The organism is Microbacterium ureisolvens (genome assembly GCF_019511645.1).
Classification (GTDB): domain Bacteria; phylum Actinomycetota; class Actinomycetes; order Actinomycetales; family Microbacteriaceae; genus Microbacterium; species Microbacterium ureisolvens_A.
Genome location: NZ_JAEUAX010000001.1, coordinates 720,114 through 739,443, shown reverse-complemented (window position 1 = coordinate 739,443; position 19,330 = coordinate 720,114). Strand labels below are relative to the sequence as shown.

Here is a 19,330-nt window from a genome sequence, read left to right as displayed (position 1 = left end):
CCGCAGCCGGTGTCGATGGCCGAACCTAGACTCGATGCGTGGCATCCGATTCCTTCGTCCATCTGCACGTGCACAGCGAGTATTCGATGCTCGACGGAGCGGCCAAGATCGGTGCGATGACGCAGGCGGCGGCCGAGTACGGCATGCCGGCCATCGCGGTCACCGACCACGGCAACACATTCGCGGCGTTCGAGTTCTACCGGGCCGCACAGGCCGCCGGCATCAATCCGATCATCGGGCTCGAGGCGTACGTCACCCCCGGCACGCACCGCAGCGACAAGTCCCGCGTCGCGTGGGGAACACCGGAGCAGAAGAGCGACGACGTGTCCGGCTCCGGCGCGTACACGCACACGACGCTGTGGAGCGAGACCACCGAGGGCATGCACAACCTGTTCCGGTTGAGCTCGCTGTCGAGCATGGAGGGGTACTACTTCAAGCCGCGCATGGACCGCGAGCTGCTCCAGACGTACGGCAAGGGGCTCATCGCCACCACCGGCTGTCCCTCGGGCGAGGTGCAGACGCGCCTGCGCCTGGGCCAGTACGACGCCGCGCGCGCGGCGGCCGCGGAATTCCAGGACATCTTCGGCAAGGAGAACTACTTCGCCGAGATCATGGACCACGGGCTCTCGATCGAGCGGCGGATCATGGCGGATCTGCTGCGGCTTGCGAAGGATCTCAGCATCCCGCTGGTGGCCACCAACGACTCGCACTATACGCACCAGCACGAGGCCGACGCGCACGCGGCGCTGCTGTGCGTGCAGTCGGGGTCGACGCTCGACGACCCCAACCGGTTCAAGTTCGACGGGGACGGCTACTACATCAAGACCGCGCAGGAGATGCGCCAGCTGTTCCGGGATCACCCCGAGGCGTGCGACAACACGCTGCTGATCGCCGAACGCTGCAAGGTGGAGTTCAACACCGCGGCGAACTACATGCCACGGTTCCCTGTGCCCGACGGCGAGACCGAAGACAGCTGGCTCATCAAAGAGGTCGAGCGCGGCCTGCACTACCGCTACCCGGGCGGCATCCCCGACAAGGTGCGCAAGCAGGCCGAGTACGAGACCGGCATCATCCTCCAGATGGGATTCCCGGGGTACTTCCTCGTCGTCGCCGACTTCATCAACTGGGCGAAGGACCACGGCATCCGCGTCGGTCCGGGCCGCGGGTCCGGTGCAGGTTCCATGGTCGCATACGCGATGAAGATCACCGACCTCGATCCGCTCGAGCACGGCCTCATCTTCGAGCGCTTCCTCAACCCCGATCGCGTCTCGATGCCCGACTTCGACGTCGACTTCGACGACCGGCGCCGCGGCGAGGTGATCGACTACGTCACCGAGAAGTACGGTTCCGAGCGCGTCGCGCAGATCGTCACGTACGGCACCATCAAGTCGAAGCAGGCCCTGAAAGACGCGGGACGCGTGCTCGGGTTCCCGTTCAGCATGGGGGAGCGGCTGACCAAGGCGATGCCACCGCCCGTCATGGGCAAGGACATGCCGCTCGACGGCATGTTCGACCCCCAGCATCCGCGTTACAAGGAGGCTGTCGAGTTCCGCACGCTGATCGAGACCGATCCCGAGGCGAAGACGGTCTTCGACCGTGCGCTGGGGCTCGAGGGGCTGAAGCGGCAGTGGGGCGTGCACGCGGCCGGCGTGATCATGTCTTCGGAACCGCTGCTCGACATCATCCCGATCATGCGGCGCGAGCAGGACGGCCAGATCGTCACGCAGTTCGACTACCCGTCGTGCGAGACCCTCGGCCTCATCAAGATGGACTTCCTGGGGCTGCGCAACCTCACGATCATCTCCGACGCGCTCGACAACATCCGGCTCAACCGCGGGGAGGAGCTCGATCTCGAGCACCTGACGCTCGACGACCGCCCCGCCTACGATCTGCTCACCCGGGGCGACACGCTGGGCGTCTTCCAGCTCGACGGCGGCCCGATGCGATCCCTCTTGCGGCTCATGAAGCCCGACAACTTCGAAGACATCTCGGCCGTCATCGCCCTGTACCGCCCGGGCCCGATGGGGGCGAACTCGCACACGAACTACGCGCTGCGCAAGAACGGCCTGCAGGACATCACGCCGATCCACCCCGAACTCGAGGAGCCCCTGAAAGACATCCTCGACACGACCTACGGCCTGATCATCTATCAGGAGCAGGTCATGGCCATCGCGCAGAAGGTCGCCGGCTTCTCGCTCGGGCAAGCAGACATCCTTCGCCGCGCCATGGGCAAGAAGAAGAAGTCCGAGCTCGACAAGCAGTACGAGGGCTTCTCGGGCGGCATGAAGGAGCGCGGATTCGGCGAAGCCGCGATCCAGGCGCTGTGGGACATCCTGCTGCCCTTCTCGGATTATGCCTTCAACAAGGCGCACTCCGCCGCGTACGGGCTCGTCTCCTACTGGACGGCGTACCTCAAGGCCCACTATCCCGCCGAGTACATGGCGGCGCTGCTCACCAGCGTCGGCGACTCGAAAGACAAGATGGCGGTGTACCTCAATGAGTGCCGCCGCATGGGCATCAAGGTGCTCCCTCCCGACGTCGGGCAATCGATCCGCTACTTCGCGGCCGTCGGCGAAGACATCCGGTTCGGTCTCGGCGCGGTGCGCAACGTCGGAGGCAACGTCGTGGACGGCATCGTGGCCGCGCGCGCCGACGCGAACTACACGAGCTTCCACGACTTCCTCTCCAAGGTGCCCGCCCACGTGGCGAACAAGCGCACCGTCGAATCGCTGATCAAGGCGGGGGCGTTCGACTCGATGGGGTCGACGCGCCGTGCGCTCATGGAGATCCACGAGGACGCCACCGAGGCGGCGGTGCTCGACAAGCGCCGCGAGGCCAACGGCGAGGTCGGCTTCGACTTCGACTCGCTCTGGGGAGACGACGAGCCGCAGCAGGCGGCGAAGGTGCCCGAGCGACCCGAGTGGACAAAGAAGGACAAGCTCGCATTCGAACGCGAGATGCTCGGCCTCTACGTGTCGGACCACCCGCTCGCGGGGCTCGAGATCCCGCTCGCGAAGCACGCGTCGACCAGCATCCACGACCTGCTCGCCTCTGAAGACGTCGGCGACGGCGACCAGGTCACCATCGCGGGCCTGGTCACGAGTGTGCAGCATCGCGTGGCCAAGCAGAGCGGCAACCCCTACGGCATGATCACCGTCGAGGACTTCGACGGCGAGATCACGGTGATGTTCATGGGCAAGACCTACACCGAGTTCCAGCACATGCTGCAGGCCGACTCGATCCTCGTCGTGCGAGGCCGCGTGTCGCGCCGCGACGACGGCATGAACCTCCATGCGCAGTCGGCGTTCTCGCCCGATCTGGGCAGCATGGACGAGTCCAGCGCACTGGTGCTGATCATTCCCGAACGCCGCGCGAGCGAGGCGCTCGTCGGAGAGCTCCTGCAGACCTTGAATCGGCACGCGGGCGACACGGAGGTGTCGCTCAAGCTCCACAGCGGCACAGTGGCAAAGGTCTTCGAGGTGCCGCACACCGTGCGGATCACCCCGGATCTGTACGGCGAGCTCAAGGGTCTTCTCGGGCCGCAGTGCCTCGGGTGAAACCAGGGTGTGGGCGCGTGCGCGCATGTCGCCGCGCGTCGCACCATCTCATCGGCGTCTCATACGCCCTGAGTAATATCGGGTCGACGCGAGCCTCGGGAGCTCGCCGGAAGGAAACATCGTGACGGACGAGAAGCAGAACGCCAGCATCGACGAGGCGGTCGCCACCGAAGAGCCGCCGCAGTACGGTGTCGGGCCGTTCTCCATCCGCGAGGTCGCCCTCGTGGGCACCTGGATCGTCGCGTTCGTCGTGTCGTTCTTCCCGATCTACGGACCGTTCGAGTCGGCCCCGTCGGTCTGGACCAGCGGCATCGACTGGGTGCTCACGATCGGTGTCCCCACCATCGCGGTGTTCCTCATCGTGCTGCGTCGCCTCTCCCCGCAGGGCATCCGCCGCGTCGGGTCGCTCGGCATCGACCAGTTCGCCTCGGTCGCCTTCTCCGTCGCCACCGTGCTGTGGCTGTCGATCCTGTGGAACTCGTTCGTCCGGCTCTCCGTGGGCCAGGGATTCCTCGCCTCCTGGGTCGTGTGGGTGGAGTTCTTCCTGATGCTGGCAGGCGTCGTGCTCACGGTGGCCGCGCCGTTCATCGCACCCTTCGCCCAGGACTTCCGCGGTCGCCCCGAGGTCCCGGCGCACCGCAGCGCCCGCCCGGTGCGACGCGTTTCGCCGCGTCCCGCCTCTGTGCGCCCCGAGCCCGAGGCAGATCCCGAGTACGCACCGTTCGCCGCGGCGGGCGCCGGCGCGGCGACGCCCGAAGCGTCGGCGCCGGACACCTCGGCACCGGAGCCCGCTGCCAACGACGACTTCGCCACCAGCCTGATCCCGATCGACGAGCAGGTCGCCCCGCTCGAGGAGCCGGCGCCGGCCGCTTCGAACGAGCCGGCGCAGGCACGTGAGTCCTTCGAGCACGTCGAGAACCCGACGTCGACCGTCGAGCCTGCCGCAGCCACCGCCCCGCAGCACCAGGCCTTCTGGGCGCTCGTGCCCGAGGAGCGCGACATCGTCGACGAGATCGGCATTCCGGTGTTCCGCATCGGCCCGACCGCGTGGGCGCTCGTCATCGAGGACCGCGGCGACGTGTTCGTGGTGCGCCACGAGGACGGCCGGATCGGCTACCTGCACGACGTCTCAGGCGTCACGCGCGGCTGACCTCCTCACCGCGCGCGGTACCGTAGACGGATGCTCCGGACGATCGACCTGCGCGGGCGCACGCTCTCGCCCGCGGAACTGCTCGCAACCGTTCCCCGTGCCGAGGCGGCACGTGAAGAGGCCCTCGCCACCGCTGCCCACATCGTGGACGACGTCGCCGCGCGCGGCGAGGACGCCCTGCGTGACCAGGCCCAGAAGTTCGACGGAGTGGCGGGACACGACATCCGCGTCCCTGCCCTGCACCTCGACGAGGCCCTGGAGGCGCTCGACTCGGCCGTGCGCGCCGCGCTCGAGCAGGCGATCGAGCGGGTGCGCGAGGCATCCGCCGCTCAGGTGCCGCCGCCGACGGTGACCGAGCTCGGTCCCGGCGCCCGGGTGACCCAGCGCTGGCAGCCGGTGCGCCGCGTCGGCCTGTACGTCCCCGGTGGCAAGGCGGTGTACCCCTCGAGCGTCGTGATGAACGTCGTGCCCGCGCAGGTCGCGGGCGTCGCCGAGATCGCCCTGGCCTCACCGCCGCAGCGCGAGTTCGGCGGCCGCGTGCACCCGGTGATCCTCGGGGCTGCGAAGCTCCTCGGCGTGACCGAGGTGTACGCGATGGGAGGCGCAGGTGCGATCGGCGCCCTCGCCCACGGTGTCGTGTCGCTCGGCCTCGAGCCGGTCGACGTCGTCACCGGTCCCGGCAACAACTTCGTCGCGGCGGCCAAGCGCGCCGTGGCGGGTCTGGTCGGGACGGATGCCGAGGCCGGTGCGACCGAGATCCTCGTTGTCGCCGACGACAGCGCCGACCCCCGCCTGGTCGCCGTCGACCTCATCAGCCAGGCCGAGCACGACGAGCAGGCCTCCGCCGTCCTTGTGACGACGTCGGAGCGGCTCGCGGCCGGAGTCCTGGACGCCATCGTGCCGCGCGCGGCCGCCACCCGGCATGCCGAACGGGTCGCCGCCGCCCTCGCCGGGCCGCAGTCCGCGGTCGTGCTCGTCGACGACCTCGCCGCGGCCACCGCCTTCAGCAACGCCTACGCGCCCGAGCACCTCGAGCTGCACCTCGTCGACCCGCGGCCGGAGGAGTTCGTGCACGCGGGCGCCGTGTTCGTCGGGGCCGACTCGCCGGTGAGCCTGGGCGACTACCTCGCGGGCAGCAACCACGTCCTGCCGACCGGAGGACAGGCTCGCTATTCGTCGGGTCTCTCCGCGGCCACGTTCCTCCGCCCGCAGCAGGTCATCGAGTACGACCGCGACGCCCTCGCAGCGGTCCACGACGCCATCGTGACGCTGGCCGAGGCTGAAGCCCTCCCCGCCCACGGCGAGGCCATCACGGCTCGCTTCGAGGCCTGAGCCCGGGTTGCCGGCGTAGGCTGTCTCTGCCATGCACTGCCCGTTCTGCCGCCACGCCGATTCGCGCGTCATCGACTCGCGCACGAGCGACGACGGTCTCAGCATCCGTCGCCGTCGCCAGTGCCCGCAGTGCGGAGGCCGCTTCACGACGATCGAGACCGCGAGCCTCAACGTCATCAAGCGTTCGGGCGTGATCGAGCCGTTCAGCCGCGAGAAGGTCATGTCCGGGGTGCGAAAGGCCTGTCAGGGTCGGCCGGTGACTGACGCCGATCTGGCGGTGCTCGCGCAGACCGTCGAGGAGAGCATCCGGCAGACCGGTGCGTCGCAGCTCGATGCGAACGAGATCGGCCTGGCGATCCTCGGCCCGCTCCGCGACCTCGACGAGGTCGCCTACCTGCGCTTCGCGAGCGTCTACCAGGCGTTCGACTCTCTCGAGGACTTCGAGGCCGCGATCGACCAGCTGCGCGCGGATCACGGCCGCACGCCCGTTCGCGACGAGAGCGCGGCGGCCGCCTCGGAGTGAGCGGATAGCCTAGGAGGGATGTATCCCCTCTTCTTCCGCACCGTCCTGTCGCGCATGGACCCCGAGTCCGCACACCATTCGGCGATGGTCGTGATACGGATGCTGGGGGTCCGGCCTCTCTCCTGGGCCGCGCGCGCGATCACCCGGCCCGCACCGGAGCTCGCGACCACCGCGCTCGGGCTGTCCTTCGACTCTCCGTTCGGCGTCGCCGCCGGGTTCGACAAGGACGTGAAGGGGGCGGCGGGACTTCACGCCCTCGGCTTCGGCCACGTCGAGGTCGGCACCGTCACGGCGATCCCGCAGGACGGCAACCCGCGGCCCCGGCTGTTCCGGCTGATCCCGGACCGCGCCGTCGTGAACCGCATGGGCTTCAACAACCACGGCGCCGAGGCGGCGGCCACGCGGCTGCGCGCGCTCCGCGAGCGCTCGCGCCGCGCGGTGGTGGGCGTCAACATCGGCAAGAGCCGCGTCGTCGACGTCGCGGACGCGACCGCCGACTACGTCCGCAGCGCGACGCTGCTGGCGCCCCTCGCGGACTACCTCGTGGTGAACGTGTCGTCGCCGAACACGCCTGGACTGCGAGGTCTGCAGGCCGTCGAGACCCTCCGCCCGCTGCTCGAGGCGGTGCGCGACGCCGCAGGCGCCACCCCGTTGCTGGTGAAGATCGCGCCCGACCTGCCCGACGACGAGATCGTGGCGATCGCGCGGCTCGCGGTCGACGCGGGGCTGGCCGGCATCATCGCGACGAACACCACCATCTCGCGCGAGGGCCTCGTCACCGACCCGGCCACAGTGGCCGCCGCCGGCGACGGCGGGCTGTCGGGCGCCCCCTTGAAGGCGCGGGCGCTCGAGGTGCTGCGCGTGCTCCGTGAGACGGTGCCCGCCGAATTCGCGGTGATCTCCGTCGGCGGCGTCGAGACGGCCGCCGACGTGAAGGAGCGGCTGGATGCCGGAGCCACCCTCGTGCAGGGCTACACGGCCTTCCTCTACCGCGGCCCGCTCTGGGCACGGCAGATCAACCGGGGTCTGGTGAAGCTCAGGCCGGCTTCTGGCCGCGCTTGACCTGCGGCTTCGGAAGACGGAGGAAGCGCATCTGCACGGTGCGCATGGCCGCGTACCAGCCGAGGCCCTTCTCGACCTTGCCCTCGCCGAACTTCTTCTTGACGGCGCGCTTGACGGTGATCGAGGTGATCACCATGTCGCCGATGACGAAGAAGATGAAGACCCACAGGCCCACGAAGGCGTAGTACTGGAGCGCGGCGATCGGCAGGAACGTCGCGAGGATGACGAGCACCATCGCGGGCATGACCGCCTCGCCGAGGTGCCACCCGGCGTCGACCCAGTCGCGCACGAACTTGCGCTGAGGGCCCTGGTCGCGTGCCGGGAGGTAGCGCTGGTCGCCGTTGGCCATGCCGATGCGGGCCTTCTCGCGCTGCGCGGCAAGATCCGCCTTGGCGCGCGCCTTCGCCTCCTTGGTGTCGGGCACGAGGGGGCGCTTGCGCGCGGCCTCCTGCTCGGCCCGTGAGGGGGTGGCGCGGCCCTTGCCGGCGGGCGTGCCGTTCAGGACGGTGCCCTCCGAGGGGGCGTCGTTCGGAACGGGGTCGGTGTTCTTGGCCACGGGTGATCCTCGAGGTGCGAAAGAAGGGGTGCACTTAAGATTACCCGCATGATCTCTGACCTCTCCCGCCAGGATGCTGTGCGCGAAGCCGCGGCTTCCGGCATCCCGTCCGCCCTCGCCGATCTCGGCAATCTCGTGCGCATCCCGTCCGTCGCGTTCCCCGGATTCGACCCTGCCGAGGTGCAGCGCAGCGCCGACGCCGTCGCCGAGCTCGTGCGCGGGACCGGTCTGTTCGAGACGGTGGAGATCCGCACGGCGGTGATCCCGGAGACGGGGGAGCAGGGCAACCCCGCGGTGCTCGCGACGCGCGCCGCGCGCAACGGCCGCCCGACGATCCTGCTCTACGCGCATCACGACGTGCAGCCGGCCGGCGACGAGTCGCTCTGGGAGTCGTCGCCGTTCGAGCCCACCGTGCGCGGCGGCCGGCTCTACGGCCGGGGCGCGGCTGACGACAAGGCGGGCGTCATGGCTCACCTGGCGGCGCTGCGCGCGCTCAAAGAGAGCATCGGAGACGACTTCGACCTCGGCGTCGTGCTGTTCTTCGAAGGCGAGGAGGAGGCGGGCTCGCGGTCGTTCGCGCAGTTCCTGTCCGACAACGCCGACGCACTGCGTGCCGACGTGATCGTCGTCGCCGACTCGGGCAACTGGGACGCCAAGACCCCGGCGCTCACCGTGTCGCTGCGCGGCAACACCCGCTTCACGCTCCGCGTGCGCACGCTCGATCACGCCTCCCACTCCGGCATGTTCGGCGGAGCGGTGCCCGACGCCATGATGGCGACCGTCAAGCTGCTCGCGACGCTGTGGGACGAGGACGGCGCGGTGGCGGTCGACGGGCTGACCGAACGGGATGCTGCGACCCCCGAGTACAGCGAGGAGACCCTCCGTGAAGAGGCCGGGCTGCCCACCGGCGTCTCGCCGGTCGGCCGCGGCACGATCCTCAGCCGCATCTGGAACAAGCCGTCGATCACGGTCACGGGCATCGACGCCCCGAGCGTCGTGAACGCCTCGAACACGCTGAGCCCCGAGATCTCGGTCGTGATCAGCGCCCGTGTCGCACCCGGCCAGCCCGCGCGCGAGGCCTACGCCGCTATCGAGACGCACCTGCGCGAGCACGCGCCGTTCGGAGCGCAGCTGAGCTTCAGCGACCAGGACTACGGCGACGCCTTCCTCGTCGACACGTCGGGCTGGGCTGTCGAGGCGGCCCGGGAGGCGCTCAACGAGGGCTACGGCGTCCCGTCGGTCGACATCGGGGTCGGGGGATCGATCCCGTTCATCGCCGACCTCGTGCGCGAGTTCCCCGGGGCGCAGATCCTGGTGACCGGTGTCGAGGACCCGCACGCCAAGGCCCACAGCCCGAACGAGTCGCTGCACCTCGAGACCTTCCGAAACGCGGTGCTCTCCGAGGCGCTGCTCCTGGAGAAGCTCGACGGGCGCACCTCGGTCTGACGCGGCGACTCAGGGATCGGTGCGAATGCGCCGGTCCCGGAGCCTTCTGCCAGCGGGCACGCGTAGAATCGTCGCATCCCGCCGCCTGAGTGGACGATCGATCCGGGGCGGCCCATCCGGAGGAGTGCCATGACCGACACCGCACTGACGACCGAGCAGACCGCCCGCGAGCACGGTGTGCTGCTGACCGACGCCGCCGCCGGCAAGGTCAAGAACCTGCTGGAACAGGAGGGCCGCGACGACCTGCGCCTGCGCGTGGCCGTGCAGCCCGGCGGGTGCAGCGGCCTGATCTACCAGCTCTACTTCGACGAGCGGTACCTCGACGGCGACAAGACGGTCGACTTCGACGGCGTCGAGGTGATCGTCGACGACATGAGCGTCCCGTACCTCGACGGCGCCACGATCGACTTCAAAGACACCATCTCGGAGCAGGGCTTCACGATCGACAACCCCAACGCGGCCGGCTCGTGCGCGTGCGGTGACAGCTTCCACTGATCGCTAACGATCCGATACTTTTCCGGCGGGTCCGGTGCGCTCCAATTGGCGCCCGGGCCCGCCTTTTTCCGTCTCTGCGACACGATTCAACCTGAGGGGATGGCCTGAATCGCCTGGGCGGTTGCCCTAGACTGGCGAGAGTCCTGTTCGTGATCGGAAAGGTGCACCGTGCCTTCGAAACGCCGTATCCGCTGGGCCGTTCTCCCACTCGGGATCGCAGCGGCTGCAGTCCTCGCCGGATGCACCCCGACCGAGCTGCACGGCTTCCTCCCCGGGTTCACCGAAGACGGCCAGCCGGCCACCGACCGCGTCGACATGGTCGCGGGCCTGTGGGTCAACTCGTGGATCGTGCTTCTCGTGGTCGGCGTCATCACCTGGGGCCTGATGGGATGGGCGGCGATCGCCTACCGGCGCCGCAAGGGCCAGATGGGTCTTCCCGTCCAGCTGCGCTACAACATGCCGATCGAGATCTTCTACACGATCGTCCCGCTGATCCTCGTGGTCGGCTTCTTCGCCTTCACCGCGCGCGACCAGGCGATCCTCGAGACGCAGTACGACGAGCCCGACGTGTCGATCACCGCGATCGGCAAGCAGTGGTCGTGGGACTTCCAGTACGACGGCGCGAGCGATGACGAGACCGTCTGGACCATGGGAGTCCAGGCTCAGACCGACGAGCGCGGCAACATCATCAGCGAGCTCCCCACGCTGGTCCTGCCGGTCAACGAGTCGGTGAAGATCAAGCTTCAGTCGCGTGACGTCATCCACTCCTTCTGGATCATCGACTTCCTCTACAAGAAGGACATGTACATCGGCAAGGACAACTTCTGGTCCTTCACGCCGACCCGCGAGGGCGAGTACGCCGGCAAGTGCGCCGAGCTCTGCGGCGAGTACCACTCGATGATGCTGTTCAACGTCAAGGTCGTGAGCGCAGCCGAGTACGAGGAGTACCTCGACACGCTGCGCGAGGCCGGCCAGACCGGCGACATCAACGACGCTTACGACCGACTTCAGAACCTTCCCGGCACGGGCGGGTCGATCGATGAGAACGTGGAAGAGGTGGACCACTGATGGCGACGACGCTCCCTCTGCAGGAGACGTCCCAGGGGCGTCCGACGACCCTGCCGCCCCGGCAGGCGGCCCTGCTCAGCGCTTCGCGCGTCGAGCAGAAGGGCAACATCATCGTCAAGTGGATCACCTCCACAGACCACAAGACGATCGGGTATCTGTACCTCATCTCCTCCGTCATCTTCTTCCTCCTCGGTGGAGTGATGGCGCTGATCATCCGTGCGGAGCTCTTCGAGCCGGGGATGCAGATCATCCCGACCAAGGAGCAGTACAACCAGCTCTTCACGATGCACGGCACGATCATGCTGCTGATGTTCGCGACGCCGCTGTTCGCGGGCTTCGCGAACGCCATCCTGCCGCTGCAGATCGGTGCACCTGACGTCGCATTCCCGCGTCTGAACGCCTTCGCCTTCTGGCTGTTCCTGTTCGGCTCGACGATCGCGGTCGCCGGCTTCCTCACCCCGCAGGGTGCGGCCTCGTTCGGCTGGTTCGCATATCAGCCGCTCGCCAACGCCAGCTTCTCGCCGGGTGCGGGTGGCAACCTCTGGATGCTCGGCCTCGGCATGAGCGGTTTCGGCACGATCATGGGTGCCGTCAACTTCATCACGACGATCATCACCATGCGTGCTCCGGGAATGACGATGTGGCGCATGCCGATCTTCTCGTGGAACACGCTGGTCACCAGCATCCTGATCCTGATGGCGTTCCCGGTGCTGGCCGCCGCGATCCTCGCGGCTGCGGCCGACCGCATCCTGGGCGCTCACATCTACGACCCGGCCAACGGCGGCGTGCTTCTGTGGCAGCACCTGTTCTGGTTCTTCGGCCACCCCGAGGTGTACATCATCGCGCTGCCGTTCTTCGGCATCGTCTCCGAGATCTTCCCGGTGTTCAGCCGCAAGCCGATCTTCGGGTACAAGACGCTCGTCTACGCGACGATCGCGATCGCCGCCCTGTCGGTGGCGGTGTGGGCGCACCACATGTACGTCACGGGCGCCGTCCTGCTGCCGTTCTTCGCGCTGATGACGATGCTCATCGCGGTGCCCACCGGCGTGAAGATCTTCAACTGGATCGGCACGATGTGGCGAGGGTCCGTGACCTTTGAGACTCCGATGGTCTTCGCCCTCGGCTTCCTGGTGTCCTTCGTGTTCGGTGGTCTCACCGGTGTGATCCTCGCGTCGCCGCCCCTGGACTTCGCCCTGTCGGACTCGTACTTCGTCGTGGCGCACTTCCACTACGTCGTGTTCGGCACGGTCGTGTTCGCGATGTTCGCCGGCTTCTACTTCTGGTGGCCGAAGTGGACAGGGCGCATGCTCAACGAGCGCCTCGGCTACGTCCACTTCTGGATGCTGTTCATCGGCTTCCACATGACGTTCCTCATCCAGCACTGGCTGGGCGTCGACGGCATGGTCCGCCGCTACGCGGACTACTCCGAGGCCGACGGCTGGACCTGGCAAAACCAGGTCTCGACGATCGGTGCCATCATCCTCGGCGCCTCGATGATCCCCTTCCTGTTCAACGTGTGGATCACGTCGCGCAAGGCGCCCAAGGTCACCGTCAACGACCCGTGGGGCTACGGCGCATCGCTCGAGTGGGCGACCTCCTGCCCGCCGCCGCGTCACAACTTCACGTCGATCCCGCGTATCCGCAGCGAGCGGCCCGCGTTCGATCTGAACCACCCCGAGGCGGGTATCCCGGTCGGCGTCGGTCCCGCGAAGGACGCCCCCGAAGCCCCGGTCTCCGACCTTGCCGATGGAGAGGTGAAGTAAGGTGCGCACGAACACCGGACTCTGGTGGCTGCTGTCCCTCTTCTTCCTCGCGGTGACCGTGATCTACACCGTGTGGAACATCATCGCCCACCCCAATCTGCCGTGGTACAACGCGATCGAGTGGGTCGGCAGCGTCGCCCTGCTGTTCACCGCCCTGATGGGCGCCCTGATCGCGTTCTACATCGGCAAGGTGCATCAGGCACAGGGCGGGGAACTCCCCGAGGACGTCCTCACCTCCGACATCGATGATGGCGACCCCGAGCTCGGTGAGTTCAGCCCCTGGTCGTGGTGGCCCATCGTCCTCGCGTTCTCGGCCTCGCTGGCCATGATCGGTCTGGCCGTCGGCGCGTGGCTCATGCCTATCGGCATCGCCGTCTTCGTTGTTGCGATCGTCGGCTGGGTGTACGAGTACTACCGCGGCTACTTCGCCCGCTGATCGGCGCTGCCGGCCGTATGGCTCATAGCGCGAAGCGCACGGGGACCCGCCTATGACGGGACCCCGTGCGCTTCTGCGTGCGGTGGCCGGCTCCGACATCGGCCCGCATCGCGCGACCAACCAGGATGCCGCGTTCGCGGCGTCGTGGGGCGCCGCCGTTGCCGACGGCGTCGGGGGAGGCCCCGCCGGCGACCTGGCCTCCGCGGCATTCATCCACCGGCTCGCAGCCGGGCGCCTGGACGGGCTCGACCCGGTACAGCTCGCCGATGCCGTACGCGCGGCCAACTGGGACCTGCGTGCACACGTCGAGCGCGACCCTTCGCTCAGCGGGATGGCCACGACGTTCACCGGTCTGTTCGCGGCCCGCGATGGTGGGCTCCTGCTCGCGCACACCGGCGACTCGCGGGCATACCGCCTCCGAGATGGTGAGCTGGCGCAGGCCAGCAGGGACGATTCTCTCGTGCAGGCGCTCGTCGATCGGGGGATCGTCTCGATCACGGATGCTGCGTCCCACCCCCGCCGGAACATCATCACCGCGTCGTTGAGCGGCGCCGAGCGCGACGCCGCCACGGTGACGGCGTTCGACGCGCAACTCGGCGACCGCTGGCTCCTGTGCAGCGACGGGCTCACCGACTACGTCCCGGACGCCGAGATTCGCGCGATCCTCGTGGCGTCTCCTCACGCGGAGACAGCGGTCGAGGCGTGTGTGGCGGTCGCGCTCGAAGCCGGTTCCCAGGACAACGTCACTGTGGTCGTGTGCGACGTCGTGGACGCGGCCGACGAGATCGGCGGCGCCCCCACGCAGACCTCGTTCTACGGGGCCGCCGCCGATCGGTTCATGGAGGGACTGGAGTCGGCCTGAGCGGGGCTCTCAGCCGGCGACAGGGGCGCGTACGACCATGACCTGTGAGTCGAACACGCGGGGGAGCGCGCCCTCGTCGTTCTCGGTCGGCTGCCCCTCGCGGACCCAGTACTCGTACCCGCCGATCATCTCTTTGACGGCGTAGCCGAGCTTCGCGAACTCGAGCGCGCCTTTCGCGCCCGCGTTGCAGCCGGGGCTCCAGCAGTACACGACGACGGGCGTCGACGGGTCGATCTCGCGCGGGGCGCGTTCGGCGATCTCCCGGTACGGCAGGTGGACCGCCCCGCGGATGCGTCCCTGCGCCCACGCCTCCTCGCCGCGGACGTCGACGAGGACGAAGTGCTCGCCGGCTTTCTGAGCGGCGTACACGTCCGACGAGTCGGTCTCGAGGGCGAGCTTGGCGGAGAAGTAGGAGAGGGCGTCTGTCATACGTACACGCTAAGTCCGCGGGGGAGCTCCGGGCGGCAGGTGGGCGGTCAGGCACCGTCCGATTCCTGCCGCTCCGGAGGAGTGTGCAGGGATGGCTGCGCCGAGATGACGAAAACCCCGGCACGATCGCGAAGATCGTGCCGGGGCATCCGTCTGAAGTGCGGCGACCTACTGGTCGGACTCCTTCTCGCGGTTACGCGGGAGCTTCGTGCCCGGCTCGGGCTCGGGGACGATCACGTTCGAGGGGCGCACCGGCACCTCGCCGTGCTTCCCGTCGTCGATCGGCTTGTGAGGCGCCTCCGGCACGCCGGCACGCTCGTGTGCCGCCTGGATCTCGAGGTCCTCCTCGGCCGCGATGTGGTCGAGGTCGTGGTGCTGGTGGGCCAGTGCCGCGTCGAGCTCGGCCTGCGTGACCGGGGTGAGACGGTCCTCGAAGAACCACCGGGAGATCGAGGCGCGGAGGTTCTCGTGCCACGGGATCTGGCCCTTGGCGTTCGGACGCACCACGAGCGGCTCGTAGGTCTCGAAGTAGGCGAGCTTGAAGCGCTCGTAGTCGTCGACCGGCTGGTGCACCTCGATGTACTCGCCGCCGGGGAGGCGGACGATACGGCCAGACTCGTAACCGTGCAGCGCGATCTCGCGATCCTTCTTCTGCAGCGCGATGCAGATGCGCTTGGTCACGAAGTAGGCGATCACCGGTCCGAGGATCAGCAGCGCCTGGAGCGTGTGGATCACGCCCTCCATCGTCAGCCAGAAGTGGGTGGCGATGATGTCGGAGGCCGCCGCGGCCCAGAGCACCGCATAGAACGTCACGCCGGCGGCGCCGATCGCGGTGCGGGTCGCCGAGTTGCGCGGACGCTGGGCGATGTGGTGCTCACGCTTGTCGCCGGTGACCCATGCCTCGATGAAGGGGTAGATCAGGACGAGGACGATGAACAGACCGAGCACGACGAGCGGAACGATGATGTTGAACGACCAGGTGCGGTCGAGGAACACGATCTCCCAGCCCGGGGGGACCAGACGCAGCGCGCCGTCCGCGAAGCCGATGTACCAGTCGGGCTGGGTGCCGGCGGAGACGGGCGAGGGGTCGTACGGGCCGTAGTTCCAGATCGGGTTGATGGTGAACAGCGATGCGATGAGCACGATCACGCCGAACGTGATGAAGAGGAAGCCGCCCATCTTCGACATGTAGACCGGCATCATCGGGTAGCCGACCACGACGCTGTTCGTGCGGCCGGCGCCGGCGAACTGGGTGTGCTTGTTGATCACCATCAGCATGAGGTGTACGACGAGCAGGGCGACGAGGATGGCGGGCAGCAGCAGGATGTGCAGCGTGTACAGGCGGCCGACGATGGCGTCACCGGGGAACTGCCCGCCGAACAGCAGGAACGACGTCCAGGTTCCGATGATCGGGATGCCCTTGACCATGCCGTCGATGATGCGCAGGCCGTTGCCCGAGAGCACGTCGTCGGGGAGCGAGTAGCCGGTGAAGCCCTCACCCATCGCGAGGATGAACAGGATGAAGCCGATCACCCAGTTGAGCTCGCGGGGCTTGCGGAACGCACCCGTGAAGAACACGCGCAGCATGTGGACGCCGATGCCGGCGACGAACACGAGAGCGGCCCAGTGGTGCATCTGGCGGACGAGGAGACCGCCGCGCAGATCGAACGAGATCTCGAGGGTTGAAGCCATGGCGGCCGACATCTCGATGCCGCGCATGGGCAGGAACGCGCCGTTGTAGTGCGTCTCGGTCATCGACGCCTGGAAGAAGAACGTCAGGAACGTGCCCGAGAGGAGCACGACGACGAACGCCCACATGGCGATCTCGCCCAGCATGAACGACCAGTGGTCGGGGAAGATCTTGCGGCCGAGCTCCTTGACGAAGCCCGACAGGCTCGTGCGCTCGTCGATGTAGTTCGCGGTGGCCCCGATGAAGCGCCCGCCGAGCGGGCGGTCACCGTTGCGTGAGACGGGAGCCGCCGGAGCCGAAGGCTGCTCAGTGACGGTTGAGGTGCTCAATGACGCTCCCAGAAGCTCGGGCCGACGGGTTCGAGGAAGTCGCTGCGGGCGATGAGATAGCCCTCGTCGTCGACGGTGATGGGCAGCTGCGGCAGCGGGCGGGCCGCCGGGCCGAAGATGACCTTCGCGTGGTCGGTCACGTCGAACTGCGACTGGTGGCACGGGCACAGAAGGTGGTGGGTCTGCTGCTCGTACAGCGCCACGGGGCAGCCGACGTGCGTGCACACCTTGGAGTACGCGACGATTCCGTTGTACGACCACTCCTTGCGGTCCTCGGACTCCGTGAGCTGCTCGGGCAGCATGCGGATCAGCAGGACGATCGCCTTGGCCTTCTCGTCGAGGTAGCCCTCGCTGTGCGAGACTTCGGCGAGTGCTTCGGGGATGACGTGCACGGCGGAGCCGAGAGTCAGGTCGGCCGCCTTGATGGGTTCGCCCGACGGGTCGTGCGCCAGGCGCATGCCCTCTTTCCACATCGTGTGCTCGAGGAGGTACACCGGGTCGCCGGCGTGCGGGTTCTCCGGCGAGTTGAACGGGGCGAGGCCGCGGAAGAGGACGACTCCGGGCACGACCGACGCCGCAAGGGCGGCGATCAGCGAGTTGCGGACCATCGCGCGGCGACCGAAGCCCGAGTCGGCGTCGGCGTCGGCGAAGGCCTTGATGGCGGCCTCACGCGTCGTGTCGCGGCCGCGCGTGGCGTGGCGGGGCTCGACGAACTCCTTGTCGGACATGACGGCCTTGGACCAGTGGATCGCGCCGACGCCGATGGCGAGCAGCGCGAGGGCGATGCCGAGTCCGATGAAGAGGTTGTTGTTGCGGATGTCGACGATCCGCCCGCTCTCGATCGGGAACAGCATGTAGGCGGCGATCGCCCAGATGCTGCCGGCGATCGACAGGTAGAAGAGCGTGTAGATACCCCGGACCGCGCGCTTCATGGAAGCGGGGTCCTTGTCGGTCATCCGCTCGCGGTGCGGTGGGAGGCCAGGGTTGCTCACCGGGTCGGTGACCGCGACGGCGAGCCCGGGGGAGGGCTTCCAGGAAGCCCTCTCGTGCTCTAGCGGGTCGTCCTCGTGGGCCATGCTGCTCCTCGTCAAGTGTTACGTGTGTCGTGCGTCGATCAGTTGGACTTCGCCGTGATCCACACGGTGATGGCGATCAGCGAGCCGATGCCGAAGATCCAGATGAAGAGGCCCTCGGAGACGGGGCCGAGCGAGCCGAGCGAGAATCCGCCCGCAGACTCGTTGTCCTGCAGCCAGAGCAGGTAGGTGATGATGTCGCGCTTCTCTTCGGTGGTCAGCGTCATGTCGTTGAACACCGGCATGTTCTGCGGGCCCGTGACCATCGCCGCGTACATGTTCAGCGGGGTGGTGGTGTGCAGGGCAGGGGCGTACTTGCCCTCCGTGAGCGCACCGCCCGCGCCGGCGACGTTGTGGCACATCGCGCAGTTGATGCGGAAGAGCTCGCCGCCCTCGGATGCGCTTCCCTCGCCGTCGAGCACCTCGTCGTCGGGGAAGGTCGGCCCGGGCGCGATCGACTGGATGTAGGCGCCGATCGCGGTGATCTGCTCGTCGGTGAACTGGACCGGCTTCTGCGGGGCCTGCGGGCCCTGCATCTGCAGCGGCATACGGCCGGTGCTCATCTGGAAGTGAACGGCGAGCTCTCCGACGCCGTACAGCGACGGGCCGTCGTCGGTGCCCTGGACGTCGAGCCCGTGGCACGTGGCGCAGTTGGCCTGGAACAGCTTCTTGCCGTCTTCGGCGGCGAGCGCGGAGTTCGTGACGGTCTCGGGCGTCGTGGCCGCCATCGCGGCCGATGCGCCGGCGTAGACACCGCCCGTGATGAGCAGGCCGATGCCGATCAGTGCGGCTGCTGCCCAGGGGCTGCGGCGGCCTTTCGAGCGGCGCGTGGTCTCTCGTGCCATTTCGGGGTTCAGCTCCGCTCTCACTTGAGGAAGTAGATGACGAGGAAGAGGGCGATCCAGACGACGTCGACGAAGTGCCAGTAGTACGACACGACGATCGAGGACGTCATCTCTTTGCGCCCGAAGTTCTTGACGGCGTACGCGCGTCCGATGACGAGGAGGAAGGCGATGAGGCCGCCCGTCACGTGGAGCGCGTGGAAGCCGGTGGTGAGGTAGAAGGCCGACGCATACGAGTTCGCGCTGATCGGCATGCCCTCGGTGACGAGCTGGGCGTACTCCCACACCTGGCCCGACACGAAGATCGCGCCGAGGGCGAACGTCAGCCAGAACCACTCGACCATGCCCCAGCCGAGCCAGCCGCGCTTCTTCGTCGAGTAGGGCTGGAAGCGCTCGGCGGCGAACACCCCCATCTGGCACGTGACCGACGACAGCACGAGGATGATCGTGTTGACGGTCGCGTACGGGATGTTCAGCAGCTGCGTCTCCTGCGCCCACAGTTCGGGCGAGGTGTTGCGCAGGGTGAAGTAGATCGCGAAGAGGCCCGCGAAGAACATCACCTCGCTGCCGAGCCACACGATGGTTCCGACAGCAACCGGATCCGGCCGCTTGACGGACCGCATGGCCTGGGAGTAGGTCGCTGTGGAGGTCGTCACGCTCCCCATTATGGCCGATTCGAAGCCGCGATTTTCGCATCGGAGGGCATGTCTTGGCCCG

17 protein-coding genes are annotated in these 19,330 nt (G+C 68.0%); 11 read left to right on the top strand and 6 right to left on the bottom strand.

The window, feature by feature from the left end; genetic code table 11:
• Window positions 1–86 precede the first annotated feature (86 nt).
• From dnaE to JNB61_RS03510, 5 genes are all read left to right on the top strand, one after another.
• Window positions 87–3,557, top strand: a complete 3,471-nt coding sequence (gene dnaE / locus JNB61_RS03530) for a DNA polymerase III subunit alpha (RefSeq protein ID WP_222855120.1) — start codon at window positions 87–89, stop codon at window positions 3,555–3,557.
• Window positions 3,558–3,678: 121 nt separating this feature from the next.
• Entirely contained in the window at window positions 3,679–4,707 is a 1,029-nt protein-coding gene (locus JNB61_RS19995; RefSeq protein WP_223214566.1) for a hypothetical protein, read from the top strand.
• 30 nt (window positions 4,708–4,737) lie between these two features.
• Window positions 4,738–6,039 (top strand): histidinol dehydrogenase, encoded by a 1,302-nt coding sequence (gene hisD / locus JNB61_RS03520; protein ID WP_220338735.1) that lies wholly within the window; start codon window positions 4,738–4,740, stop codon window positions 6,037–6,039.
• A gap of 31 nt (window positions 6,040–6,070) precedes the next feature.
• On the top strand, window positions 6,071–6,562 hold the full coding sequence (gene nrdR / locus JNB61_RS03515; RefSeq protein ID WP_220289341.1) for a transcriptional regulator NrdR: 492 nt from the start codon (window positions 6,071–6,073) through the stop codon (window positions 6,560–6,562).
• 18 nt (window positions 6,563–6,580) lie between these two features.
• Window positions 6,581–7,624, top strand: coding sequence for a quinone-dependent dihydroorotate dehydrogenase (locus JNB61_RS03510; protein ID WP_220338734.1), 1,044 nt, complete (start codon window positions 6,581–6,583; stop codon window positions 7,622–7,624).
• Here the strand turns inward: JNB61_RS03510 and JNB61_RS03505 are convergent.
• On the bottom strand, window positions 7,599–8,180 hold the full coding sequence (locus JNB61_RS03505; RefSeq protein WP_220289343.1) for a DUF3043 domain-containing protein: 582 nt from the start codon (window positions 8,178–8,180) through the stop codon (window positions 7,599–7,601). The genes JNB61_RS03510 and JNB61_RS03505 overlap by 26 nt on opposite strands.
• 48 nt (window positions 8,181–8,228) lie before the next feature.
• Here JNB61_RS03505 and JNB61_RS03500 point away from each other — a divergent pair, with 48 nt between their 5' ends.
• The 6 genes from JNB61_RS03500 (at window position 8,229) to JNB61_RS03475 (ending at window position 14,250) form a co-directional block, all read left to right on the top strand.
• Window positions 8,229–9,626 carry a dipeptidase gene (locus JNB61_RS03500; protein WP_220338733.1) on the top strand — a complete coding sequence of 466 codons (1,398 nt, stop codon included), beginning with the start codon at window positions 8,229–8,231 and terminating at the stop codon, window positions 9,624–9,626.
• 129 nt (window positions 9,627–9,755) lie between these two features.
• The gene (gene erpA, locus JNB61_RS03495) at window positions 9,756–10,121 is read left to right on the top strand and encodes an iron-sulfur cluster insertion protein ErpA (protein ID WP_045298933.1); all 366 of its coding nucleotides are present in this window, start codon (window positions 9,756–9,758) and stop codon (window positions 10,119–10,121) included.
• Window positions 10,122–10,289: 168 nt separating this feature from the next.
• Window positions 10,290–11,189 (top strand): aa3-type cytochrome oxidase subunit II, encoded by a 900-nt coding sequence (ctaC, locus tag JNB61_RS03490; RefSeq protein WP_220338732.1) that lies wholly within the window; start codon window positions 10,290–10,292, stop codon window positions 11,187–11,189.
• Entirely contained in the window at window positions 11,189–12,952 is a 1,764-nt protein-coding gene (ctaD, locus tag JNB61_RS03485; protein ID WP_220289345.1) for an aa3-type cytochrome oxidase subunit I, read from the top strand. Before ctaC ends, ctaD begins: the two co-directional genes overlap by 1 nt.
• 1 nt (window position 12,953) lies before the next feature.
• Complete coding sequence (gene ctaF, locus JNB61_RS03480) at window positions 12,954–13,388, top strand: aa3-type cytochrome oxidase subunit IV (RefSeq protein ID WP_220289346.1); 435 nt, start codon at window positions 12,954–12,956, stop codon at window positions 13,386–13,388.
• Between the two features lie 52 nt (window positions 13,389–13,440).
• Window positions 13,441–14,250, top strand: coding sequence for a PP2C family protein-serine/threonine phosphatase (locus JNB61_RS03475; protein WP_220289347.1), 810 nt, complete (start codon window positions 13,441–13,443; stop codon window positions 14,248–14,250).
• Between the two features lie 9 nt (window positions 14,251–14,259).
• On the opposite strand, the gene JNB61_RS03470 is transcribed toward JNB61_RS03475, so the two are convergent.
• The 5 genes from JNB61_RS03470 to ctaE all read right to left on the bottom strand — a co-directional run bounded on the left by JNB61_RS03470 (window position 14,260) and on the right by ctaE (window position 19,278).
• Window positions 14,260–14,679, bottom strand: a complete 420-nt coding sequence (locus tag JNB61_RS03470) for a rhodanese-like domain-containing protein (RefSeq protein ID WP_159844567.1) — start codon at window positions 14,677–14,679, stop codon at window positions 14,260–14,262.
• A gap of 168 nt (window positions 14,680–14,847) precedes the next feature.
• Window positions 14,848–16,698 carry a cytochrome bc1 complex cytochrome b subunit gene (gene qcrB / locus JNB61_RS03465; protein ID WP_220289348.1) on the bottom strand — a complete coding sequence of 617 codons (1,851 nt, stop codon included), beginning with the start codon at window positions 16,696–16,698 and terminating at the stop codon, window positions 14,848–14,850.
• On the bottom strand, window positions 16,695–17,774 hold the full coding sequence (qcrA, locus tag JNB61_RS03460; protein ID WP_159844561.1) for a cytochrome bc1 complex Rieske iron-sulfur subunit: 1,080 nt from the start codon (window positions 17,772–17,774) through the stop codon (window positions 16,695–16,697). Before qcrA ends, qcrB begins: the two co-directional genes overlap by 4 nt.
• Before the next feature lie 38 nt (window positions 17,775–17,812).
• Complete coding sequence (gene qcrC, locus JNB61_RS03455; protein ID WP_220338731.1) at window positions 17,813–18,616, bottom strand: cytochrome bc1 complex diheme cytochrome c subunit; 804 nt, start codon at window positions 18,614–18,616, stop codon at window positions 17,813–17,815.
• Window positions 18,617–18,636: 20 nt separating this feature from the next.
• Window positions 18,637–19,278, bottom strand: a complete 642-nt coding sequence (gene ctaE, locus JNB61_RS03450) for an aa3-type cytochrome oxidase subunit III (protein ID WP_045298916.1) — start codon at window positions 19,276–19,278, stop codon at window positions 18,637–18,639.
• Between the last annotated feature and the right edge of the window lie 52 nt (window positions 19,279–19,330).

What these genes read in the sequence shown, in the direction of transcription:
- dnaE (WP_222855120.1), top strand. Translation starts at nt 87, where the DNA reads ATGCTCGACGGAGCGGCCAAGATCGGTGCGATGACGCAGGCGGCGGCC.
- hisD (WP_220338735.1), top strand. Translation starts at nt 4,738, where the DNA reads ATGCTCCGGACGATCGACCTGCGCGGGCGCACGCTCTCGCCCGCGGAA.
- nrdR (WP_220289341.1), top strand. Translation starts at nt 6,071, where the DNA reads ATGCACTGCCCGTTCTGCCGCCACGCCGATTCGCGCGTCATCGACTCG.
- JNB61_RS03510 (WP_220338734.1), top strand. Translation starts at nt 6,581, where the DNA reads ATGTATCCCCTCTTCTTCCGCACCGTCCTGTCGCGCATGGACCCCGAG.
- JNB61_RS03500 (WP_220338733.1), top strand. Translation starts at nt 8,229, where the DNA reads ATGATCTCTGACCTCTCCCGCCAGGATGCTGTGCGCGAAGCCGCGGCT.
- erpA (WP_045298933.1), top strand. Translation starts at nt 9,756, where the DNA reads ATGACCGACACCGCACTGACGACCGAGCAGACCGCCCGCGAGCACGGT.
- ctaD (WP_220289345.1), top strand. Translation starts at nt 11,189, where the DNA reads ATGGCGACGACGCTCCCTCTGCAGGAGACGTCCCAGGGGCGTCCGACG.
- JNB61_RS03475 (WP_220289347.1), top strand. Translation starts at nt 13,441, where the DNA reads ATGACGGGACCCCGTGCGCTTCTGCGTGCGGTGGCCGGCTCCGACATC.
- JNB61_RS03470 (WP_159844567.1), bottom strand. Translation starts at nt 14,679, where the DNA reads ATGACAGACGCCCTCTCCTACTTCTCCGCCAAGCTCGCCCTCGAGACC.
- qcrA (WP_159844561.1), bottom strand. Translation starts at nt 17,774, where the DNA reads ATGGCCCACGAGGACGACCCGCTAGAGCACGAGAGGGCTTCCTGGAAG.
- qcrC (WP_220338731.1), bottom strand. Translation starts at nt 18,616, where the DNA reads ATGGCACGAGAGACCACGCGCCGCTCGAAAGGCCGCCGCAGCCCCTGG.
- ctaE (WP_045298916.1), bottom strand. Translation starts at nt 19,278, where the DNA reads ATGGGGAGCGTGACGACCTCCACAGCGACCTACTCCCAGGCCATGCGG.